The sequence below is a fragment of the Mucilaginibacter endophyticus genome (assembly GCF_003351025.1).
Lineage (GTDB): Bacteria > Bacteroidota > Bacteroidia > Sphingobacteriales > Sphingobacteriaceae > Mucilaginibacter > Mucilaginibacter endophyticus.
In genome coordinates, this window is record NZ_QPCG01000005.1 from 208,693 (window position 1) to 230,769 (window position 22,077).

At 42.7% G+C, this 22,077-nt stretch carries 19 protein-coding genes; 14 read left to right on the forward strand and 5 right to left on the reverse strand.

Translation table 11 applies throughout. The features are described 5' to 3' along the window. Nucleotides 1-42 precede the first annotated feature (42 nt). Nucleotides 43-246 (reverse strand): hypothetical protein, encoded by a 204-nt coding sequence (locus DUL71_RS20975; RefSeq protein WP_114939920.1) that lies wholly within the window; start codon nucleotides 244-246, stop codon nucleotides 43-45. Nucleotides 247-586: 340 nt separating this feature from the next. Here DUL71_RS20975 and DUL71_RS20980 point away from each other — a divergent pair, with 340 nt between their 5' ends. The 5 genes from DUL71_RS20980 to DUL71_RS21000 all read left to right on the forward strand — a co-directional run bounded on the left by DUL71_RS20980 (nucleotide 587) and on the right by DUL71_RS21000 (nucleotide 4,642). Next, entirely contained in the window at nucleotides 587-1,465 is an 879-nt protein-coding gene (locus DUL71_RS20980; RefSeq protein WP_112574763.1) for a cell division protein FtsX, read from the forward strand. A gap of 92 nt (nucleotides 1,466-1,557) precedes the next feature. Beyond that, on the forward strand, nucleotides 1,558-1,854 hold the full coding sequence (locus tag DUL71_RS32725; protein WP_114939921.1) for a DUF3098 domain-containing protein: 297 nt from the start codon (nucleotides 1,558-1,560) through the stop codon (nucleotides 1,852-1,854). A gap of 99 nt (nucleotides 1,855-1,953) precedes the next feature. After that, nucleotides 1,954-2,754, forward strand: coding sequence for an undecaprenyl-diphosphate phosphatase (locus DUL71_RS20990; protein ID WP_114939922.1), 801 nt, complete (start codon nucleotides 1,954-1,956; stop codon nucleotides 2,752-2,754). Between the two features lie 158 nt (nucleotides 2,755-2,912). Next, the gene (gene truB / locus DUL71_RS20995; protein WP_114939923.1) at nucleotides 2,913-3,635 is read left to right on the forward strand and encodes a tRNA pseudouridine(55) synthase TruB; all 723 of its coding nucleotides are present in this window, start codon (nucleotides 2,913-2,915) and stop codon (nucleotides 3,633-3,635) included. Nucleotides 3,636-3,715: 80 nt separating this feature from the next. Further along, nucleotides 3,716-4,642, forward strand: a complete 927-nt coding sequence (locus DUL71_RS21000) for a bifunctional riboflavin kinase/FAD synthetase (RefSeq protein ID WP_114939924.1) — start codon at nucleotides 3,716-3,718, stop codon at nucleotides 4,640-4,642. A gap of 85 nt (nucleotides 4,643-4,727) precedes the next feature. Here the strand turns inward: DUL71_RS21000 and DUL71_RS21005 are convergent, their stop codons facing one another. After that, entirely contained in the window at nucleotides 4,728-5,351 is a 624-nt protein-coding gene (locus tag DUL71_RS21005; protein ID WP_114939925.1) for a LysE family transporter, read from the reverse strand. Between the two features lie 280 nt (nucleotides 5,352-5,631). Between DUL71_RS21005 and DUL71_RS21010 the strand changes: the two genes are divergently transcribed. Together DUL71_RS21010 and DUL71_RS21015 are read left to right on the forward strand one after the other, a co-directional pair. After that, nucleotides 5,632-6,558: a cobalamin-binding protein gene (locus tag DUL71_RS21010; RefSeq protein WP_114939926.1), complete on the forward strand. Its 927-nt coding sequence runs from the start codon at nucleotides 5,632-5,634 to the stop codon at nucleotides 6,556-6,558. A 266-nt stretch (nucleotides 6,559-6,824) separates the two neighbouring features. After that, on the forward strand, nucleotides 6,825-9,383 hold the full coding sequence (locus DUL71_RS21015) for a family 20 glycosylhydrolase (RefSeq protein ID WP_114939927.1): 2,559 nt from the start codon (nucleotides 6,825-6,827) through the stop codon (nucleotides 9,381-9,383). Nucleotides 9,384-9,657: 274 nt separating this feature from the next. Here the strand turns inward: DUL71_RS21015 and DUL71_RS21020 are convergent, their stop codons facing one another. Continuing rightward, complete coding sequence (locus DUL71_RS21020) at nucleotides 9,658-11,736, reverse strand: TonB-dependent receptor (RefSeq protein WP_114939928.1); 2,079 nt, start codon at nucleotides 11,734-11,736, stop codon at nucleotides 9,658-9,660. A 152-nt stretch (nucleotides 11,737-11,888) separates the two neighbouring features. Then, entirely contained in the window at nucleotides 11,889-13,211 is a 1,323-nt protein-coding gene (locus tag DUL71_RS21025) for a PQQ-dependent sugar dehydrogenase (RefSeq protein WP_114939929.1), read from the reverse strand. A gap of 173 nt (nucleotides 13,212-13,384) precedes the next feature. Here DUL71_RS21025 and DUL71_RS21030 point away from each other — a divergent pair, with 173 nt between their 5' ends. Beyond that, nucleotides 13,385-15,379 (forward strand): T9SS type B sorting domain-containing protein, encoded by a 1,995-nt coding sequence (locus tag DUL71_RS21030; RefSeq protein ID WP_161964479.1) that lies wholly within the window; start codon nucleotides 13,385-13,387, stop codon nucleotides 15,377-15,379. Between the two features lie 51 nt (nucleotides 15,380-15,430). Then, complete coding sequence (locus DUL71_RS21035; protein ID WP_114939931.1) at nucleotides 15,431-16,414, forward strand: T9SS type B sorting domain-containing protein; 984 nt, start codon at nucleotides 15,431-15,433, stop codon at nucleotides 16,412-16,414. Between the two features lie 173 nt (nucleotides 16,415-16,587). Here the strand turns inward: DUL71_RS21035 and DUL71_RS21040 are convergent, their stop codons facing one another. Beyond that, entirely contained in the window at nucleotides 16,588-17,109 is a 522-nt protein-coding gene (locus DUL71_RS21040) for an NADPH-dependent FMN reductase (protein ID WP_114939932.1), read from the reverse strand. Between the two features lie 299 nt (nucleotides 17,110-17,408). On the opposite strand from DUL71_RS21040, the gene DUL71_RS21045 reads away from it, so the two are divergent. The 5 genes from DUL71_RS21045 to lepB are packed head-to-tail and all read left to right on the forward strand — an operon-like array spanning nucleotide 17,409 to nucleotide 22,064. Next, complete coding sequence (locus tag DUL71_RS21045) at nucleotides 17,409-18,212, forward strand: ParA family protein (RefSeq protein ID WP_114939933.1); 804 nt, start codon at nucleotides 17,409-17,411, stop codon at nucleotides 18,210-18,212. 3 nt (nucleotides 18,213-18,215) lie between these two features. After that, a complete protein-coding gene (locus DUL71_RS21050; RefSeq protein WP_114939934.1) occupies nucleotides 18,216-19,127 on the forward strand; it encodes a ParB/RepB/Spo0J family partition protein in 912 nt (303 codons plus the stop codon). A 15-nt stretch (nucleotides 19,128-19,142) separates the two neighbouring features. Further along, complete coding sequence (locus DUL71_RS21055) at nucleotides 19,143-19,820, forward strand: DUF5683 domain-containing protein (RefSeq protein ID WP_114939935.1); 678 nt, start codon at nucleotides 19,143-19,145, stop codon at nucleotides 19,818-19,820. A 23-nt stretch (nucleotides 19,821-19,843) separates the two neighbouring features. Further along, nucleotides 19,844-20,593: a 4-hydroxy-tetrahydrodipicolinate reductase gene (gene dapB, locus DUL71_RS21060; protein ID WP_114939936.1), complete on the forward strand. Its 750-nt coding sequence runs from the start codon at nucleotides 19,844-19,846 to the stop codon at nucleotides 20,591-20,593. 16 nt (nucleotides 20,594-20,609) lie between these two features. After that, nucleotides 20,610-22,064 (forward strand): signal peptidase I, encoded by a 1,455-nt coding sequence (gene lepB / locus DUL71_RS21065; protein ID WP_114939937.1) that lies wholly within the window; start codon nucleotides 20,610-20,612, stop codon nucleotides 22,062-22,064. The last annotated feature ends 13 nt before the right edge of the window (nucleotides 22,065-22,077 follow it).

Consider the following 22,077-nt stretch of genomic DNA (forward strand, 5'->3'; position numbering starts at 1 on the left):
GCTTGACTTACTACTTAGAACTTGAGACTTCCGATTCAGCACTCACTTCTTCGGCACACTTTTAACCGAATGTACCGGTTGCTCTTCTTTTTCATGTTTTTTGGCAATGTCGCCGCCATGCGGGTCATCTGCATGATATTGTTTATCTTCCTTTCGCACTTTGCTTTTATGCCCATCATCGGCCGGCCTGTGAGTCGGGGTATCTGATGGTGAAGGTTTATCTTTTTCGTTTGCTGGCTTTGTCATAATTCAATAACAATGGCAATGGCGCTTTGTTTAACTCCAGATTTATATCAGAATTTGGTTTTTAATTTGTCTGAAACGGAACTTTTTGAATTCTGTTAATTCTTTAATTCGATGAATTCGAGTTCAGACAAAAGATCAACGTAATCAGCGCAATCAAAACAATAATGGTTAGCTGTTAATAAATGTTAAATCTGTTAGCTAAAGCGCTATTAAACATATTTATAAGCAATAAACTTTTACCTTTAGGGTGGGTTTCTTATTTTCGCAGAAATATGATATTAATTTGAGGGGGCAGTGGCCTCAAATCTCAAATCGGATATCTAACATCTAACAAACGTAAATGGAAGAATTTGAAGCAAGCGCATCCTCTAAAAAAACAAAAACCATCTACATTTCAACTGTATTTGGTATTGCCATGGTGCTGTTAATGGTAGGATTGCTGGGGTTAATACTGGTATATGCTAAAAATATTTCGAGCTATGTTAAGGAAAACATCGTGCTTAATATTTTTGTTGATGACGCCGCCCACGAAAGCGATGTATTGCAGCTTCAAAAACAACTGGATGGCAACGTAATGGTAAAACAAACCCAATACGTGAGTAAAGAGCTTGCCGCCCGTAACCTGCAAAAAGACCTTGGCGAAGACTTTGTGAAGTTTCTGGGTTATAATCCATTATCACAATCGGTTGATGTTTACCTGAAAGCCGATTATGCCAACAATAAGGATATAGAAAAATTTAAAGCTGAACTGCTGAAAAATCCGCTGATAAAAGAGGTTAAATATCAGCAATCATTGGTTGATCAGATGAACCAGAATGTGACTACCATCAGCCTGATCATCCTTACCTTCGCAGGTATTTTTGTGGTGCTTTCGGTAGCGTTAATTAACAATACTATCAGGCTGGCTATTTATTCGCAGCGTTTCCTGATCAAATCAATGCAGTTGGTTGGAGCTACTAAAGGGTTTATCCGCAAGCCTTTTTTACTATATGGTATCTGGCATGGTTTACTGGGCGGGTTAATTGCTATTATCCTGCTGATAGGAACACTATATGTTGCTTATGATAATGTGCCCGACCTGGTGTTTTTGCAAAACTATACCGAGTTTGGTATTGTGTTTTTAGGTGTTGTTGGTCTGGGTATTTTTATATCGGGCTTTAGTACCTTTTTAGCAGTTAACAAGTTTTTACGTTTAAAAATATACGATCTGTACAGATAGTAGGTTAAAGGCAAAAGGATAAAACTGAAAGGTTTGATCTGAGCTTTAATCACGAATTCATTAAATCACTAATTCAGTCATTAAAAAGATATATGGCACAAAAATTTAAACCAGCGACTCCTGTAAAACCAGCAGCAGCTACAGCTTCGGCAACGACTACAGGTGCTGCAAAAGCTACTGCGCCGGCGCAACCGGTACAATTCATATTTGATAAAAGCAATTATCGTATGCTGATCATCAGCGTTGCGGTTGTAGCTTTGGGTTTTGTGCTAATGTCGGGCACAACTGATATTTACAGTACAACCAAAATAGTTATTGCTCCCATCGTAGTTTTGGGCGGCTTTGCTTTAGGTTTCTTCGCTATTCTTAAAAAGCCTTCGGCTAATTAAACAGTAATCATGCTGGTTTTTATAGCAGGTATGTTCAAATCAAACAAACATACCTGCTGTAAATAACGTATACTTCTACCTCAACCCCTTAAATCCCCAATGAATCTCATCTACGCCATTATCCTTGCTATAATTGAAGGGATAACAGAATTTTTGCCTGTTTCATCTACTGGTCACATGGTTATAGCCTCATCATTTATGGGGATAGGTCATGATGACTTTGTAAAGCTATTTGAAGTCGCAATTCAATTAGGAGCCATCTTATCAGTTGTAATTTTGTATTTCAAGCGTTTCTTCAGATCGCTCGATTTTTATTTCAAATTAGTAGTTGGCGTTATACCTGCTGTAATAGTTGGTGTTTTACTAAAAAAGAAGATTGATATTTTATTGGAAAGTCCGCTTGTAGTGGCATTCTCCCTTTTAATTGGTGGCGTAATACTATTATTTGTTGATAAATGGTTTAACAAACCTGCTGTAAAAGAAGAAGCAAAAATAAGCTATGCAACGGCGTTTAAAGTAGGCTTGTTTCAATGTTTGGCAGTCATTCCAGGCGTTTCACGTTCGGCTGCGACTATTGTTGGTGGCATGAGTCAAAAGTTAACCCGCACAGCCGCTGCAGAATTTTCGTTCTTTTTGGCGGTGCCTACTATGTTTGGTGCAACTTTAAAAGAGATTTGGGATTTTCGTAAAACACATACTGGAACGTTATTTACCAGCGAACAGATCAAATTTTTGGCTATAGGGAATGTAATTGCTTTTATAGTAGCTTTATTGGCTATAAAAACCTTTATAACCTTCGTTGAACGCAAAGGCTTTAAAGTGTTTGGCTGGTATAGAATCATTGTTGGAGCTATCATCATTGGTCTAATTCTTAGCGGTCATCAGCTACAGATGGAATAGTTTTTTTAATTTTCCTATTATTTTTATCTAACGCCGGATCATCGTCTTTGAGTAAAGAGGGTGATCCGGCGTAGTTATTTACCCTTTCTTCCGCCATCGTGTCTAAAATCGTACCTTTGCGAAAAAATCGGATGGATTGATCCGACTAAATAAAAGATTTGAAGAATACGTACACTAAAATAGAGGAATTTGCTGAAGGTCAGCTTTTACTGGTTAACAAACCTTATCAATGGACAAGCTTTGATGTGGTTGGCAAGCTCCGCAATTCATTTAAACCGCTAAAATTAAAGGTTGGTCACGCGGGTACGCTTGATCCGTTGGCTACCGGTCTGCTGATCATCTGCACCGGTAAAATGACCAAGCAGATAGATACCTTTCAGGCCGAAGAAAAGGAATATACCGGTACCATGGTATTAGGCGCTACTACGCCCTCGTATGATATGGAAACCGAGCCTGACAAAAGTTTTGACATTAGCCAACTCACCGAAGAAATGCTCCGTAATAACTGCGGGCAGTTTATAGGCGATATACAACAATATCCTCCGGCACATTCAGCCATAAAAGTTGATGGCGAGCGTTTATATGAAAAAGCGCGCCGGGGCGAGGAAGTGGAGTTGAAGTTGCGCAACGTAACTATAACCGAATTTGAATTAACCCGAGTTGAGTTGCCCGAGATTGATTTCAGGGTGGTGTGCAGCAAGGGTACTTATATCCGGTCGCTGGTAAATGATTTTGGAGCTGCCTTGAATAACGGGGCCTACCTGTCAAAATTAAGGCGTACACGCAGCGGCAACTTTAGGATTGAGGATGCCTGGGAAGTAATGGAGCTGGTAAATACCGTTAGGGAATTGAAGACATCAGATACGCACGCGGCACGGTAAAGGAAATTTACAAAGCGCAAACACTCCTGTTGTTAATCCCATCAACTAAAAATTAACTTTGTGTTTTACTCATATAATTAATGAGGGTTTATCATAACATTGACGAATTTACAGCGGTAAACAATGCGGTAGTCACCATCGGCACATTTGATGGGGTACACATCGGGCACCGTAAAATTATATCAGGTATTAAGGAGCTGGCTGCAAGCACCGGTGGCGAAACCGTGATCCTTACTTTCTTTCCGCACCCACGCATGATATTGCACCCGGAAGATGAAAGCCTTAAACTGATAACTACTATAGCCGAAAAGGCCGAACTTATGGAAAAGCTCGGTGTTGATCATTTGATCATTACCCCTTTTTCCAGGGATTTCTCTAACCAATCGGCAGAAAGCTATATCCGTGATGTGCTGGTAAATAAGATCGGCACCAAAAAAATAGTGATAGGCTACGACCACCGTTTTGGGAAAGACAGGCAGGGCGGTTTTGAAGACCTGCAACGTCTTGGCCCTGTTTATGGCTTTGACGTGGTTGAAATACCAGAGCAGGACATAAACGAGGTAGCCATCAGTTCAACCCGGATCCGTAACGCGCTATTAAGCGGGGATATTGATCTTGCAAACGCCTTTTTAGGTTATCCATTCTTTATTACCGGAAATGTTGTTCGGGGCGATCAGATTGGTCGTCAGCTTGGTTACCCGACTGCCAATATCGTTATTGAAGAGAAATACAAGCTTGTTCCATGTGACGGCATTTTTGCCGTAACGGTAATCATTGCCGGTCAGAAATATAAGGGAATGGCCTATATCGGCAGCCGCCCAACGGTTAATGGTCTTACCCGTAATATCGAAGTAAATATTTTTGATTTTAACCAGGAGATCTATAACCAAACCATCCGGATGGAGTTTCATCACTATATCCGTGGCGATGTGAAGTTTTCATCACTTGATGAGCTTAAAGTACAGCTGGCGCAGGATAAGGTGGATGTATTGAGTCTTGAATTTTGATCTGAACCATGATTTTTAGGATTTGAGGATTACCTTGAGATTAGTATCAGGTAATCCTTAAATCAGGCAAATCACGGTTCTGTTTTTAATGCTTAAAAAACGACAGATAGATCTGCTTCACAACATGATACGCTGCAAAAGCGAAAAATAATACCGCTATACTTGTATTAATAAGCTTGTTGCTCAATGCAAATTTATCCTGTATGTATTTGGCAAATTTGGCATAAATAAACAGGCATAAAAAAGCACCTGCTGCCGAACCTAAACTGAAAATAACGAGGGCTACGCGACCATCCAGTATCCATTCGTGCGTAATAAGATATGTGCCTGTAACCATCCAGAAGGGTACCTGCATTGGATTTAAGAACCCCAATAAGATACCGTATTTAATGCTGGCATGTTCAGAATAATTGGCTTTAGGTGGTGTGTTGCGATGGATCCAGGTGATGTATCCCATTACACCAAACAAAACAACCATGATCCAGTCGATGATGGTACTCAATTTCAACTGTCCGGAAAGCCAGCGGGCAGCATGCATGATGGAATATGTAAAGAAAAATTCAACGGCCGAAAACGCGGTTATAAAGCGTACGGCTTCTTTAATGCCACGGTTTATAGTGATCTGTACTAAAGTTAGGTTTATGTTGCCGGGTGGTATATAGCCTATGAAATTAGCTATAAGCCCGATGAAAAAAGTCAAAAATATCATCGCAGCAAAGATAAGGTGTTAATTGGAGTTGGCAAATGGGCAGATGTGCAAATTTCAGATGTGTAGATATGAAGATGTGCAAATATGCAGATGTGCAAATTTCAAATGTAAAGATTGGCGCAACCACAATAATGCCCCCAATTTAATTTATTGATTTGGACATCTGCACATCTGGAATCTGCACATTTGAAATCTGTACCTCTTATCATAATTTGCACATCTGCTCATCTGAAATTTGCACATCTATAATTCTTACATTTGCAAACTTTAACTTGTGAACATGCCAACTGAAAAAATAGTTTCATTACTGCCGGCCGCTACCGAAATAATTTGTGCTTTAGGATTAGAGAAAAACCTGGTAGGGCGCTCGCATGAGTGTGATTTTCCGGAAGCAGTAAAGCAATTGCCGGTATGTACCGAAGCTAATTTTCCGGATGGCCTGAGCAGTGCGGATATTGATGTAAAAGTAAAAGAGATCCTGGCCGACGCGCTTTCGGTTTATACCGTAAAGCGTGAGCAAATTAAAGAACTCGCACCCGATGCAGTAATAACACAAGCCCAATGTGAGGTTTGTGCCGTATCGTTAAAAGATGTAGAGGAAGCATTGGAAAACTATCTTGATAAACAAGCTCAGATTATATCGCTGCAGCCCAATAGCCTTGAAGATATTTTTACTGACATCACCAACGTAGCTAATGCGCTAAACGTGCCGCAAGCCGGTGCCGAACTGCTTGAAAGTCTGCAGGAACGTGTTGATATCATTAAACATAAGCTGAAATTCATTGACAGTAAGCCAACGGTGGCTTGTATTGAATGGCTCGAGCCTTTAATGATATCCGGAAATTGGGTGCCTGGTTTGGTAAATATTGCAGGCGGAACACCAGTATTGGCGCAGGACGGCAAGCATTCTCCTTATGTAATATGGGATGATATCCTGCAACAAGATCCTGAAGTTATTGTAGTAATGCCTTGCGGTTTCAGCATTGAACGTACCATGCGCGAAATTAACCTGTTACTTGACCGTCCGGGCTTCGCATCGCTCAAAGCGGTAAAGAACGACAGGTTTTATATAGCCGACGGTAACCAATATTTCAATCGCCCCGGCCCCCGTATCGTCGACTCCATCGAGATCCTGGCTGAAATCATCCGCCCTAAGCAGTTTATTTTTGGACATGAGGGTGAGGGGTGGATTAAGTTCTCGTTGTAATAATAAATCTGCCGCAGGTTTAGCGATAGCGTAACCTGTGGTGTAGTATCACTTAAGCTTTTAGCTTAAGTGATAGGTGACACTGGAAGCTTCGATAATGTCTGTCACGGGGTACGCTATCGTTAACCCTGCGACAGATACAGTCTATCCCAGTCTTTACTTAAGACTTAGTGCTTTAGACCAAAGACTTCTTCGAAATACTTATTAAAATAATTTAAAAAGCTATATATTTACTTGTCTGCTATCTCTCAGGCACAGGATCAATTATGAACAAAATTTTTATGATGATGGTTATCGCGGCGGTTTTTGTATGCAGCGGTTTTAAAATTAATGATGATAAAAAGCCAAACGTTGCCGACCTGCACCTTAACTGGCAGGTGATGGACAATAACTATCAAAATAAAAATGAAGCATTAACCGCGCTCATAATTACCAACAAAAGTCATGAAACATTGCCGGCAGCGGGATGGAAGATCTATTTCAACTCGGGCCGGGATTTTACCAAGGCAGCTGTAAGCAACAATGCTTTAATTGAACAAGTAAACGGGGATATGTACAGCATCAGCCCAACATCAGGCTTTAAAGACCTGAAACCCGGCGGAACCACCCGTATCGAGTTTGTGTGCGATGATCCTGTGGTGAATATTACCGATGCCCCTGAAGGCCCTTACCTGGTTTGGGATAATGCCCCTGAAAAAGGTTATTCTTTCGGCTCATATGATATCACGCCATATAAACCTACTTACCTGGGCCTGATAACCCCCGAGATTGTTTACGATAGAAATAAAACGGTTACTGATATCCCTGCCGATCAGTTGGTAAAAGTTTTCCCTACGCCAGTAAGTTATAACCAGGGCAGCGGTAGTTTTTCTTTTGCTCCGGGTGTTAATGTTTCATCTGCCGATGCGAGGTTCAGTAAGGAAGCAACGGTTTTACGTAATTTTATTACTGGCATCTTTGCTAAAAAGGAAACAGGTAAATCTTCGGGGAATGTAATTTCATTTGAATATAAAGCCGGTTTGGGCGATGAGGCTTATGAGTTAAGCGTAAAACCAACTACGGTGGTTATCCGGGCATCTACAAGCACGGGAATATATTATGGTATCCAATCATTCAAAAGCCTGATCCCGGCGAGTGCTTTGGCCAAAACCCCGACTTCGATTCAAATTGCTTGTGTTGAAGCTGCCGATGCGCCGCGCTTTGCATATCGCGCGGTAATGCTTGATGTGGCGCGTAATTTTCAGTCAAAACAACAAGTATTGAAGCTGCTGGAGGCTATGAGCTTGTATAAATTGAATACGTTGCACCTGCACCTTACAGATGATGAAGGATGGAGAATAGAGATTCCTTCGTTACCTGAGCTAACTTCGGTTGCGTCGAAACGTGGTCATACGCTGGATAGCAAACAGCACCTGCCCCCATCACACGGTTCCGGTCCGGAGGTTAACAATCCTTTTGGTACTGGTTATTTTACTAAGGCCGAATATATAGAGATCCTGAAATATGCCAATGACCGTCATATCACCGTAGTGCCTGAAATTGAAACCCCGGGTCATGCCCGCGGAGCTATTAAGGCGATGAATGCTCGTTATGACAGATTAATGGCCGAAGGCAAAAAGGCTGAAGCTGAAAAATATCTGCTATATGATCAAAATGATAAGTCCGAATATCGCTCGGTACAATACTGGAACGATAACGTGATTGATGTATCGCTACCCTCAACCTATAACTTTGTGGAGACTGTAGTTAATGACCTCATCAGCACCTATAAAGAAGCAGATGCTCCGCTACCAACAATTCATTTTGGTGGTGATGAAGTTCCTGCCAATGTATGGGAAAAATCACCGGCTTATGCGGCACTTAAGGCTACTCATCCCGAAATACAAAGCACCAATGATCTATGGTATTACTTCTACGGTCGTGTTAATGACATCCTGAAAGCAAAAGGCATCCGCCTTTCGGGCTGGGAAGAAATGGCGCTTCGTAAAACCACGCTTGATGGCCAGCCGGCGTATGTGCCTAATCCTGATTTTACAAAAGAGCATTTACAGGTTGATGTTTGGAACAATGTTTTAGGTGCCGGGCAGGAAGATTTAGCCTATCGCCTGGCCAACGGCGGTTACAAGGTTGCGTTAACCTGTGTTACCAACCTGTATTTTGATATGGCCAATTACAAATCTTTTGATGAGCCGGGTTACTACTGGGGCGCGTTTTTGGGGATCGACAAATTCTTCTCGTTTATCCCATATGATTACTTTAAAAACGCCGATGTTGATAAGCAAGGTAACCCAATAAACAGGAATATCTTTATCGGCAAACAGCGCCTTACCGACTTTGGCAAAAGTAATATAGTAGGTCTGCAAGGCGCGCTATGGGCCGAAACAGTTAAAGGCCCGGAACGAATGGACTACATGATTTTTCCACGCCTGCTTGGCTTGGCAGAACGTGCCTGGGCACAAGATCCTGCATGGGCCACCGAAAAAGATCCGGCAAAAAGTAAAGAAGAATACCAGTTAGCCTGGTCAAACTTTTTGAACGTATTAGGGAAACGTGAATTGCCGCGCCTTACGTATTACAATGGCGGTTATGATTACCGCGTACCAAAGCCAGGCATCAGTCTGCAGGATGGTAAATACCTGAGCAATGTAGAGTTCCCGGGATTAACCATCAGGTATACAACTAATGGCAAAGATCCGGACGCTACAAGCAAAGTATACACTGGTCCGGTCAATTATAATGGCGGTGTTATCAAATTCCGCGCTTTTGATCCAAAAGGCCGGGGAAGCAATATTGCTGAGGGAGGAAGTAATAATTTGAACCCCTAATTCAGTTTGCAGTTTTAGGTTTGCAGTTTGCAGGTCGTAAAAAAGCCCGGTGTTTTGTAAAACAAAATACCGGGCTTTTTTAATTAACCATGTTAGCCGTAACGCTACAGCGACTATAAATCATGTCATTGCGAGCGAAGCGCGGCAATCTCGTAGCCAATGCATATCCGATCTGTGTGGCTACGAGATTGCTTCGTCGTTCCTACTCGCAATGACATGTTTTTTATTTCTCTCACCATGATCTATGAACCATCATCTATGATCTACCCACTATCTAATACATAAAATTCATCCCAACTGAGTAATTCCTCAGCGGAGCAGCATTGTAGTAACGATTGCCTACAGCATTTAAATCATTACCCAGGCTGTATTTCTGGTTAAGCAGATTATCCGCGGCAGCAAATATTTCAAAGTGTGTTTTACGGCCGATGGTTGGCTGATAGCTTACCCTTGCCTGTAGTACATTGTAATGCCCGGCACGAACAGTGTTGGCATCGTTAAGGGGCATACTGGAAGTATAATTATGTTGGATAAACAATGACAAATATTGAGGGAACTTTATTTGCAAACTTGTTACATAAACAAAATCAGGCACTCCGGTGAGATTGTTGCCGCTGTAATTATTAGTTGCATTGGCATAGCTTCTGAATTTAAACTGATTGAAGGTGTATGATTCATTAAACAGTAAGCCCCTAATAAATGAATTTTTGTTTTGTTTTATTATCCAATAATAAAAAGATAATTCTGTGCCCGGCTGATTAGTGCCGCCGGCATTAATGTAATGCTCTGTTTCATCGGCATTCAGACGCCGTACAATGGCATTAGTAATACGGTAGTAAAAGATCGATAGATCCAGCATTAAGCTCTCGTCGTGATTCCGCAGGCGAAAGCCGGTTTCGTAGTTCCAGCCATATTGGGCCTGCAGGCTGGTGTTTACTATATTATCGGTTGGCCTTACTTCGGCAGTAGTGGGGGTAGAGTATCCGCGACTTATGGTTGCCCTCCAAACAAAGTCATTACTCACCTGGTATGACAAGGCCAATCTCGGCATCAACTGTGCACTAAAGTTGCGATTAGTAAAATTGTTTTGATTAAGCGGGTATAGGTTTTTGAAATCGTACCCATAATCGTTTAAACTTACGGCGGCCTCAACATGCAGGCGTTTGTACACATCAGCAGCATAGCACACAAATACAAAATGCTGATTGGTGTGGATATCATCAATAGTTTGGGTGGTATCTTTTACCCCTTTTTTATTGCCATAATTGGCAATGCGCGAGTTGGTTTGCTGCCATTCAAAACCGAGGTCTACTTTCCAGTCTAAACTTGGTTTTTTATCGCCGGTTAACTCAAAATACGTGCGGAAACCGTAGGTATTTTCACTCCGTTGTTCGTAATTGGTAATAAACGGGTTGGCAAAATCAACATGGTTGCCAAATACGGCGAGGACATTGCGAAGATGATCGTTAAAATGATACTCATTAGTTAAACCGCCCAAATACATTTTGGTAGTAATGCCAATGCGTTGCTGGATAGCACCCGGTAAAGTTGGTGTGGGCTGACGGGCCAACGTAGGATCGGTATTGTATTGAGCCAGCGTTAAACCTCCGGGCGTTTCATACGCCAGATCTGAGTAAATGCCCAGCGCTTTTAAGGTGTTTTTGCCGCTGTAGTTCCAGCTATCGGCCAGTTGCAGGTAGTTGCGGTGGGTATCGCTGTTTTGCCTGTAACCATGATAGGTTTGGAAGCTCTGGTTAATGTTGAGCAGGTAATTGGCGGTTTTTAATTGTACCGCCGCTTTTTCATGAAACAGTCCGTATGAGCCACCGTTTACGCCTGTCGAAATATAAGTACTGTCATTATACCGGTTAATCGGACTAAGGATTACCACGCCGCCGGAATTGGCGCCAAATAAACTTCCATCGGGCCCTTTCAAGATCTCCGCTTTTTGTATCGATGCGATATCGATGGCGTTTAAATAGCTGTTGCCCCCGGCATCCGTAAGCGGGATATCGTCAAAATAGATCTTCACATCCCTCACTCCAAATGGCGAGCGCAGTAAGCTGCCCCTGATTGATAAACGGTAGCTTCCCGGCGAGCGCTCCTCTGTACGGATACCCGGAACAGTATTTAAGGCACTTACGAACGAGTTATCGGGCTGGATGCGGAGCTGGGCGGCACCGAGCACACTCACGGAGGCGGGTACGCTGATTACGGGTTGATCGCTCAGGTAGCCTTTTACAATTACCGTTTTAAGCTCGGTGGTATCTTTTTTAGCAGGCTTTTTGTTTTGTGCATTGGCCGAAATAGCAGCGGCCAGCGCGAAAGTTATAATAGTAAACGGTTTTAACATAGGTTGATGATCAGGGACGTCACCAAAAATAGGTGTTTATACCCATAAACCTGTATCGCCGCTTTGTAAATATCTTGATGATTGAACGATTCAAACATCCTTAAACTTACGAAGTTTCAAAAACTTCGTAAGTTTATCAACCGTCTACAATATCAGCGCGCAACCCTCCAGATCTTATTTCCCGCATCATCGGCCACCAGTAATGATCCATCTTTTGCTACAGCCACGCCAACCGGGCGACCGTATACTTTTCGCTTTGCGGTATCGGCAATAAAGCCCGTTAAAAAATCTACCGTTTGGCCGGTAGGTTTATTGTTGCTAAACGGGACAAAAACTACTTTATAACCTACCAGTTTTGAACTGTTCCATGAGCCATGTTGCCCTATGAAAGCCCCGTTTTGATATTCTTGCAGAAAGCGTGTACCGTTATAGAAAGCTAAACCAAGTGATGCGGTATGCGAACCAAGGGCCACATCCGGAATGATAGTCTTTTTAACCATTTCCGGGTTTGGGTCTTTCTGTTTCAATACCGGATCTTCATGCTGGCCGAAGTAGGCCCAGGGCCAGCCATAAAACCCACCATCTTTAACACTGGTCAGGTAATCGGGCACAAGCTGATCTCCGAGATCGTCACGTTCGTTTACGGAAGTATACAAAACACCAGTGCCCGGCTGAATATCGATACCTGCAGGGTTACGCAAGCCTGAAGCATAAACCCGTTCGCCTGTGCCGTCAAGATTAATTTCCAGGATATCGGCCCGGCGCTTCTCGTTCGCTATCCCATGCTCGGCAACGTTACTGCCTGATCCTACCGAAACATATATTTTAATGCCATCGGCGCTCAGGTGAATATTGCGGGTCCAGTGATTGTTATAGCCGCCGGCGGGCAGATCTAATATTTTAATGCCTTTACCGGTTACTTTCATCTCGCCCATTTTATAGGGGTAACGCCACAAACCATCCGTGTTGGCAACGTAAAACCATTCGCCGGCGATAAGCATACCATAGGGTTGGTTCAACCCGCTCAGAAAAACGGTTTTTGAATCTGGCATGCCATCGCCGTTGGTGTCCTTAAACAGCAGGATCTTGTTGGCGCTCTTGCCGTAATTTTGTGATTTACTCACTCCAACAATATCAGCGCCAATCTTTTTTATCCCGCTGAGTTCGGTATTGGCTTCGGATACAAATACATCGCCGTTTGAGGCTACGTAAATATTACGCGGATTATCTAATCCATCGGCATAAAGACTTACCGAAAAACCTGCAGGCGCAACCGGGGTTTTACCTTTTGGCCAGCCAATAACATCGCAAAAGTTTTTTACAGCCTTGGTTTCATATGGTGCAGCCAGTTTAACTTCCTGATCGCTTTTGTTAATAACCGTATCGGCATTGTTATAATTAGCCGGCTTTTTATGCTTGCAGGCCATAAGCATGGAACCGATAATAAAAGGAAATATGATGAGGCTGTTTTTCATTTCAGTAGGGTTTTGTATACTAATAATTAACTTTCCAAGGGCTGGGATTGTTTGGGCTAAATGATTGTTTTGCAGGGTGTAATATATTCACGCTTTAATAGCTTTTTATGCATCGGCGTAAACAAAAAAATATATTTTTGGTGGCTCGATGTTTTTTATTTTCCAAACCATTAATGCGTTTTACCCCCGTTAAATTATTTCTGTTAATATTGCTTGCCTTTGCATTTACTCATGCGCAGGTAAACGCGCAAGCAGTTGTTTGTAATGGAAGTCTTGGCGATCCGGTATTTAAACTTGATTTTGGATCAGGACAAGGATATGGCGCCCCCCTGGGAAATGATGTAACTGATTTTACCTATATACAGGGTTGCCCCGAAGATGGTCAATATACTATAGTAAATACAACTAACATAAACGTGAATAATGGCTATGGTAATTGCCATCCGGAAGGGTGGCAAGTTGTAACTCATGATCATACAGGCAATACTAATGGGTACATGATGCTTGTTAATGCTTCGCAAGACCCAAAAAAATTCTTTACTTATAAAATTAGTGCCGGAACGCTTTGTCAGAATACCAAGTATGAATTTTCGGCGTGGGTTTTTAACCTGATATTCCAGGCGCATGCAGGCCCTGGCGTTCATGAGCCTGATATTACTTTTGTAATAACTAATGCCAACGGCGAAAAAACCACGTATGATACCGGCGAAATTCCGGCAAGCAGCGATCCGGAAGATTGGCGCCGGTATAGCATGTTGTTTTCTACCGGTTCTGGTAATAACGAAATTACCATTGAAATGATCAATAACGAACCCGGCCTAAATGGGAACGATTTGATGCTTGATGATATCCAATTTAGGCCCTGTGGCCCAACTATGCCGGTCGGCTTTTCAGACATTGCTACCAATATGCCGCAGGATGTATGTGTGGGGGAAACAAAGAATTTTACCCTGGTATCAAGGGTAGGGAACGATTATACAGATACAAGGCTGCAATGGCAAAAACTAAATCCTAACGGTAACTGGGATGACCTGCCCGGAGCAACCGGCGCGCAACTTCCTGTTTCTGTCACAAACAGCACACCTGTAGGGACTTATGAGTACAGGCTTGCGGCTGCCGATGGGAATAACATTAACTCACCAACCTGCCGTACTTATTCACAGTCGCTTACTATAAGGGTTAATGCTTACCCAGATAAACCATCAATCATCGCTCCCCCAGTGTGCGAAGGCGATGCGCTTACACTCACCGCTACGCCGGGTGCAATAAGATATGAATGGACTGGACCGGGTGTTACCGAAGCTAATAAAGCTCAGAACCCGCTGGTAATTGATAATGCATCTGCGGTGGATATAGGGGACTACCAGGTTACCGTTTTTTCGGTCGGCGACTGTTCAAGAACATCGGATAAACTGCATGCGGTTGTGAATTTAAAACCTGTAATAACCGTTAATGCGCCCCCGCCAATTTGCAAGGGTAGCGCGACTATCATTAGCGCGGATGCTCCCGACGCAAAAAGCTATAGCTGGTTGCCGGTTACCGGGTTGTCGGATCCTGCTGCAAAAAGTCCTGCCGCGAAACCTGCGGAAACCACTACCTATACCGTAACTGTAACCAGTAATGAAGGTTGTACATCAACCAAACAGGTAACTGTAACCGTTATGCCTGTTCCTGAAGCCAGTATAAGCTCGCAGAAAAAGATTTTTGAAGGCCAGTCGGTAGTGCTGGATGCCGAAACACAGTATGCCGATACTTACTTGTGGACGCCAGCCGAGGGGCTTGATGATCCGACAAAAATGAACCCCGTTGCCAGCCCTACCGATGATATTACCTATACGCTGAAAGCCTCGTCGGGCATTGGATGCGGGTCTGTCAGTGTCAGTGTTTTTGTAAGGGTTTATAAAAAAATAGTCATTCCAACTACGTTTTCGCCCAATGGCGATGGTTTAAACGACTACTGGGATATTGAGGCTTTATCAACGTATCCGGAAAGTACAATGAATGTGTTTAGCCGCAGCGGGCAAAAAGTATACACCTCTATCGGTTATGATAAACCCTGGAATGGCGCCTACAAAGGATATGTTTTGCCTTCGGGGACTTACTACTACGTCATCGACCTTAAAAATGGTGCGCCATTATTATCGGGCTGGGTGTTTATTGTGCATTGATTTTGATGACCCGATATTACCAGTATAGTATATCGAAATAAAAACTGACCGTTGAGTTCTGCCTTTTACCGGGCGCTTGAACTTACCTTTAAAGTTTTAAGTGTTGATCTGGTCATGCAGGCGCGTTTTTCCCCGGTTTTTTTTCTGTTGATATTGTTTTATACGAATGTCTTTGCCCAAAGTACGGATTGTACCGGCAAGTTGGGGCATTGGCTATTTAAAGAAGATTTTGGCTCTGGCACAGGTCATGGCCCTGCCTTACCGGCAGGTGTTACTAACATGGCATATACGCCATATTGCCCTGCCGATGGATTTTACACACTGGTTAACGCTTCTGAAGGTTGTTCGGAAGAGTCATGGCATAAAGTAATGCATGATCATACCGGGAATAGCAACGGCTATATGATGATGATCAACGCGTCGAACGAGCCGAGTATGTTTTTTACCCGAATGGTGCCCTCTCTCTGCCCGGCTACTACCTATGAGTTTTCGGCATATATCCTTAACTTGTTAAAAAACACGGTGATTGGCCCAACGGTGCAACAGCCCGATATCCTTTTTTCTATTGAAAAAACAACCGGCGAAGTACTTGAAACGTTGCGTACCGGGCCAATTCCTGCTACATCGGGCCCGGTTTGGAAAAAATATAACCTGGTTTTTAAAACGCCTGATGACGTAAGCAGCCTGGTATTGAAAATTAGCAACAGTGCTCCCGGAGGCCCGGGTAATGATCTGATGCTGGATGATATTGAGTTTATAACAAGCGCACCCAAATTAAGTATTCCCACCATGTTTTCACCCAACGGCGATGGCGTTAACGATGTTTGGGATATCACTAACCTTGATGCTTATACCGATTGTGTTTTAACAGTTTATGACCGCGGAGGAAGTATTGTTTTTAAAAGTGTTGGCTACAGTACGCCATGGAATGGTACAAGAAACGGATCACTCCTTGATATGGGGACTTATTATTATATGATCGATCTTAAAACCGGAACCCGAAGGATATCAGGATGGGTGTTTTTGATGAGGTGATTTGGGGGGAATGATTTAACAATGCAATCTATAGGCAAAAAACGACTTAAAAACCATGTCATTGCGAGGAACGAAGCAATCGCACGGAAGCAAATCCGCCCTGTATAGCATGCGGTTGCCACGCTTCGCTCGCAATGACATATTTATTTGTTATGTCACTGAAATCAATCCAATCAAAACTTAATGATCTTTTCAATCTGTTCGTCTACAAACTTGATGGTATCGGGTTTAAACAGGTTTCCTTCCTCGTCAAACTCTTTGTGTATGGCGGCTATATGCAGTTTAAGCGCCATGATGTTAAGGTGCAGGTAATGACAAACGCCGGTAAAATGATCAACACCCCTGATGTTACCATATTTGCCTGATGATAGGCCAACTAAAGCAGCTTTTTTGTCATAAAAACTTTGAGGGAAACTGCAGGCATCAATAAAAACCTTGAGTACGCCCGGAAAGCTGCCGTTATATTCAGGTATAAGAAATATAAACTTATCGGTATCGGTAACTATTTGCTGGATAGGTTCAAACTCCGCGCTGCGTTTATTGTATAAGTCGGTTTCAATAATGTTTGGAGGCAGTTGAGCAAGAGATAAAATGCCTGCTTCTACACCTTTTTCGCGTAGTTTTTGTTGATAAACATGCGCCAGTTTAAGTGTTGAACTTCCGGGCCTGTTTGTTGACGCTATAATGGTTATCATTTATTATTGGTAAATTGCTGCATGATCTGGTCAGTGATATCGTTGGTTTTTAACTGTTAACTTTTTGTTAATGAGTTAATTGTTTTTAAATATGATTTAAGTAATAATATTAAAAACTTACCCTGCCGATATTTTACTAATTGATCAATATTGTTTGTAAATAGACAAAAGCTGTGGAATTCTACATTATTTAATTCCGTATCTTTATCACCGGATAAAAACTTTACGAAAGTAGAAATTTCTGTTTCTATTTAACGTTGTTATAAATCACAGAACTATAAATTTTTTTAAACTATAGAATGAGTAAAATAATTGCTTTAGCCAACCAGAAAGGCGGCGTAGGGAAAACTACATCATCTATAAATCTGGCTGCAAGTTTAGCTGTATTAGATTATAAAACTTTGCTGGTTGATGCCGATCCTCAGGCTAACTCAACTTCGGGTATTGGTTTCGATCCCCGTAATATTAAAAATAGTATTTATGAATGTATCATCAATGAGGTTGACCCTCATGAGGCCATTCAGAAAACAGATACCCCAAACCTTGATTTATTACCTGCGCACATTGACCTGGTAGGTGCCGAAATTGAGATGATCAATTTAAGCGGCCGCGAGTACAAAATGAAACAGGTATTTGACAAGGTGCGCGATGAGTATGATTTTATCATCATTGATTGTTCGCCTTCATTAGGTTTGATCACCATTAACGCCTTAACCGCTGCCGATTCGGTAATTGTACCGGTACAGTGCGAGTATTTCGCGTTAGAGGGCTTGGGCAAATTGTTAAATACCATCAAAATTGTTCAGTCGCGCCTTAACCCGCAACTGGAGATAGAGGGTATCCTGTTAACCATGTACGATGTACGTTTACGCCTGAGCAACCAGGTAGTGGATGAGGTTAAAACCCACTTTGAGGATATGGTTTTTGATACCATTATACAACGTAACACCCGTTTAAGCGAGGCGCCAAGCTTTGGTGTATCGGTAATTATGCATGATGCTACATGTAAGGGTGCAATTAATTATTTAAACCTTGCCCGCGAAATTTTGGAAAAAAACGGATTGGTTAAAGGTGAATCGGCAACAGCTACAGCAATAGTATAGTAAATGAGTGGTGAAAAGAGAAATGCCCTGGGCAAGGGACTGAGTGCGCTATTGAATGACACGCCTAACGTACAACCATACCAAAACAGAAATAAAGAAACAGCAAGCCCTGCCGAGGTCAATGACCTTGGCTCGGTTAATGAAATAAAACTGGCCGAGATTGAGGTTAATCCCTTTCAACCGCGTACCGATTTTGACGAGCAGGCGCTGACTGAACTTTCAGAGTCGATCAAGCTTCAGGGTTTAATTCAGCCAATTACGCTTAGGAAATTAGGCGCTCATAGATACCAGCTGATTTCGGGCGAACGTCGTTTCCGAGCGTCGAAGCTGGCTGGCTTAACCCAGATCCCGGCGTACGTACGTACGGCCAATGATCAGCAAATGCTGGAAATGGCGCTTATCGAAAACATTCAGCGTGAAAACCTGAATGCCATTGAGGTAGCCCTGAGCTTTCAGCGGATGATTGAGGAATGTAACCTGAAACAGGAAGAATTGGGCGACAGGGTAAGCAAAAACCGCTCGACAGTTACCAATTACCTGAGGCTTTTAAGGTTGCCGCCGGTTATCCAGGCTTCTATTCGTGATGGCGAGCTTACTATGGGCCATGCCAAAGCTATTTTAACACTAACCGATCCTGCGAAACAATTATTTATACATCAGCATATTATAAAGGAAGGTTTATCCGTTCGTAAGGTTGAAGAATTGGTAAGGGATATGCAAAAGGCACCTGTAAAAAAGGAGGGTAAACAACCCGAGCCGGTATCGTACCAATTGCAAAAGATCCAGGATGATCTTGCTTCAAAATTTAGTACAAGGGTAAAACTAAAAGTAGGCAGCCGCGGAAGCGGTGTTATCGAGATCCCTTTCCTTTCGGAAGATGATCTTGGCCGCATCCTTGAAATGCTTGATTGGTAATTGTTAATTTTAAAAATGTATAAATTCCTGTTTTTTTTAGGTGTATTCACTTTTTTTATTTTTGCCGCCCAGGCTCAGATAGCTGATAGTACGGGGACTAAAAAAAGTGATACGCTAAAAGTAAAGCATCCTGTTAAAACGCCATCGGGCTCATTCGCCCCAAAAATTGATCCCGCTAAAGAAAAGATCTATCACCCGGATAGTAATCATATCCCGCATAAGGCAGTAATCCATTCATTAATGGTGCCGGGTTGGGGCCAGGTATATAACCGCAGGTGGTGGAAAGTGCCATTGATTTATGGTGGCTTAGGGCTGTTAACTTCGGCTATTATATACAACCAGCATTACTATAACGAATACCTGATATTATCAAGGTATCGTCAGGGTACTCCGGCCAAGCCGGGCGATCCGTATTACGCCGAATCAATTCAGTATGCGCAGGTACCTGATGCCAACCTGAATGACGCCCGTGAAAACTCAAGGCGTAACCGCGACCTGAGTATCTTTGGATTTTTGGCGGTATGGGGTATCCAGGCTGTTGATGCTTATATCGATGCCAAGTTTATCCATTCGTACACGGTGGATAATAACCTGTCGTTTAAAGTAACCCCAGGTTTAATTAATCAGCCGGTATTCGCTCAGGGTGCTAATAATGCTTATATTCCGGGTTTAAAAGTTACCTTTACGTTTTAATAAGGAAAACCACAATACCTGAAATGAAGATAGCACTACTTGGCTACGGAAAAATGGGCAAGATCATTGAAAAGATTGCCATTAGCCGCAAGCATGAAATTGTACTTACCATTGATCATGAAACCCTTCATGACCTTACTCCCGAAAACCTGCAGAAAGCAGATGTTGTAATTGAATTTACCACCCCGGCATCCGTATTATCAAATATTGAGCATTGTTTTAATGCCGATGTTCCTGTTGTTATAGGCACAACCGGCTGGTATGAGAAATTGCCCGAAGTAAAGCAACAATGTATTGACGGAAACAAGTCGCTGTTATGGGCATCTAACTTTAGCGTTGGTGTTAACGTGTTTTTTCACGTTAATAAGCTGCTGGCTAAAGTAATGAACAGGTATCCTTATTATGAGGTACAGGTTGAGGAGATCCATCATACCCAAAAAATGGATTCGCCAAGCGGCACTGCCATAACTATCGCCGAAGGTATTATCAATAATACCGATACCAAAAACGAGTGGGTTAATGTTTTAACCACCGATGATAGCGATGCCAATGCTAATGTATCAGCTAACCAATTGCTTATTGAATCATTAAGGATAGACAGCGTACCGGGTACGCATACTGTTATTTATGATTCGGAAGTGGATAGTATCGAATTTAAGCATACCGCGCACAACCGTAACGGTTTTGCTTTAGGAGCTGTTTTGGCTGCCGAATGGCTGCATGACAAAAAAGGCTTTTACTCGGTGGAGGCCATGTTTGATTTTAATAGCTAATAAGCTTAAAACATAAATGACAATAGCGGGCTATATTGGGTTTTATATCTTGATAAGCCCGCTATTGATTTTAATACTGGCCGGGTATTGGAAGCTTTTCGAAAAGGCGGGGCGCCGTGGCTGGGAGGCGCTCATCCCGGTCTATCACCTTTACATCATGCTCAAACTTAGCCAAAGGCCGTTATGGTTGCTTTTGCTGCTTTTAATACCGGGCATAAACTTCATTATAAGCATAGGTATCCTTGTTGATTTCATTAAATCGTTCGGGAAGGTAGGAATCGGGCAAATTACCATGTCGGTACTGTTGCCTTTTATTTTTATCCCTAAATGGGGCTTTGATAAAAATACCCGCTATGTTGGGCCCTCGGGAAGCAGTGATTTCAGGGAGCAATACCATGATCTGGATAAATCACGCGTACGGGAGTGGACAGAGGCTATCTTGTTTGCCGTAATAGCGGCGACGGTAATTCGCGGACTTTTCCTGGAGGCTTTTACCATTCCCACCTCATCAATGGAAAGCTCACTAATGGTGGGCGATTTTTTATTTGTGAGCAAGATCAATTATGGTGCCCGCCTGCCCATGACCCCAATTGCCTTTCCCTTTGCACATCATACCATGCCGCTTACAGGTACCAAAGCTTATTGGGATGGCGTAAAGCTGCCATATTACCGGCTACCGGGTTTTAGCGAAGTTAAAAGGGGCGACGCGGTTGTGTTCAATTATCCTATGGATGCCGATTCGCCGTTTTACCGCCCAGTAGATAAGCAGGAAAATTATATCAAACGATGTGAGGCTGCTCCCGGCGATACCATAAAAATGGAATACGGGCAGGTATATGTAAACAACCGCTTAATAGCCAATCCGCCAAATGGGGAAATGGAATACCGGGTGCGTACAGATGGCTCAGACAGTGTGTTTGACCGCCGTACGCAATATGATCTGCACCTGGAGGATATCCAGCAGTTTACTAAGGTAGATTTTACTGTCAATACCACAGCAGAATCGGCCGAAAAGCTGAAAACCTATTCCCACATTAAAATGGTAAGGCCGGATATTAAATTAAGAGGTGTATACGACCCGGAGGTTTTTCCGCATGATCCCCATTTCCGGTGGAATGAGGATAACCTCGGCTCAATTATTATACCGCGAGCGGGTTGGGCGGTTAAGCTGGACAGCACAACTATGCCTTTTTATCGCCGGGCTATTGAAGTGTATGAAAATAATAAGGTACAGGTTAAAGGGAATGAAATCCTGATTAATGGTTTGAAGGCGGATAGCTATACTTTTAAAATGAACTATTACTGGATGATGGGCGATAACCGCCATAATTCGGAAGATTCGCGCTTTTGGGGTTTCGTTCCGGAAGATCATATTGTAGGTAAAGCTGTATTTGTGTGGATGAGCTGGGATGCTAATTCGCCATCATGGTGTAAGATCAGATGGGATAGGGTGTTTAGGAGGATTAATTAATGTGCAGATGGGG

Excerpts from the sequence above, each read along its gene's own strand:
- DUL71_RS20975 (WP_114939920.1), bottom strand. The coding sequence starts at position 246 with ATGACAAAGCCAGCAAACGAAAAAGATAAACCTTCACCATCAGATACC.
- DUL71_RS20980 (WP_112574763.1), top strand. The coding sequence starts at position 587 with ATGGAAGAATTTGAAGCAAGCGCATCCTCTAAAAAAACAAAAACCATC.
- DUL71_RS32725 (WP_114939921.1), top strand. The coding sequence starts at position 1,558 with ATGGCACAAAAATTTAAACCAGCGACTCCTGTAAAACCAGCAGCAGCT.
- DUL71_RS20990 (WP_114939922.1), top strand. The coding sequence starts at position 1,954 with ATGAATCTCATCTACGCCATTATCCTTGCTATAATTGAAGGGATAACA.
- DUL71_RS21000 (WP_114939924.1), top strand. The coding sequence starts at position 3,716 with ATGAGGGTTTATCATAACATTGACGAATTTACAGCGGTAAACAATGCG.
- DUL71_RS21005 (WP_114939925.1), bottom strand. The coding sequence starts at position 5,351 with ATGATATTTTTGACTTTTTTCATCGGGCTTATAGCTAATTTCATAGGC.
- DUL71_RS21010 (WP_114939926.1), top strand. The coding sequence starts at position 5,632 with ATGCCAACTGAAAAAATAGTTTCATTACTGCCGGCCGCTACCGAAATA.
- DUL71_RS21015 (WP_114939927.1), top strand. The coding sequence starts at position 6,825 with ATGAACAAAATTTTTATGATGATGGTTATCGCGGCGGTTTTTGTATGC.
- DUL71_RS21020 (WP_114939928.1), bottom strand. The coding sequence starts at position 11,736 with ATGTTAAAACCGTTTACTATTATAACTTTCGCGCTGGCCGCTGCTATT.
- DUL71_RS21025 (WP_114939929.1), bottom strand. The coding sequence starts at position 13,211 with ATGAAAAACAGCCTCATCATATTTCCTTTTATTATCGGTTCCATGCTT.
- DUL71_RS21030 (WP_161964479.1), top strand. The coding sequence starts at position 13,385 with ATGCGTTTTACCCCCGTTAAATTATTTCTGTTAATATTGCTTGCCTTT.
- DUL71_RS21040 (WP_114939932.1), bottom strand. The coding sequence starts at position 17,109 with ATGATAACCATTATAGCGTCAACAAACAGGCCCGGAAGTTCAACACTT.
- DUL71_RS21045 (WP_114939933.1), top strand. The coding sequence starts at position 17,409 with ATGAGTAAAATAATTGCTTTAGCCAACCAGAAAGGCGGCGTAGGGAAA.
- DUL71_RS21050 (WP_114939934.1), top strand. The coding sequence starts at position 18,216 with ATGAGTGGTGAAAAGAGAAATGCCCTGGGCAAGGGACTGAGTGCGCTA.
- DUL71_RS21055 (WP_114939935.1), top strand. The coding sequence starts at position 19,143 with ATGTATAAATTCCTGTTTTTTTTAGGTGTATTCACTTTTTTTATTTTT.
- dapB (WP_114939936.1), top strand. The coding sequence starts at position 19,844 with ATGAAGATAGCACTACTTGGCTACGGAAAAATGGGCAAGATCATTGAA.
- lepB (WP_114939937.1), top strand. The coding sequence starts at position 20,610 with ATGACAATAGCGGGCTATATTGGGTTTTATATCTTGATAAGCCCGCTA.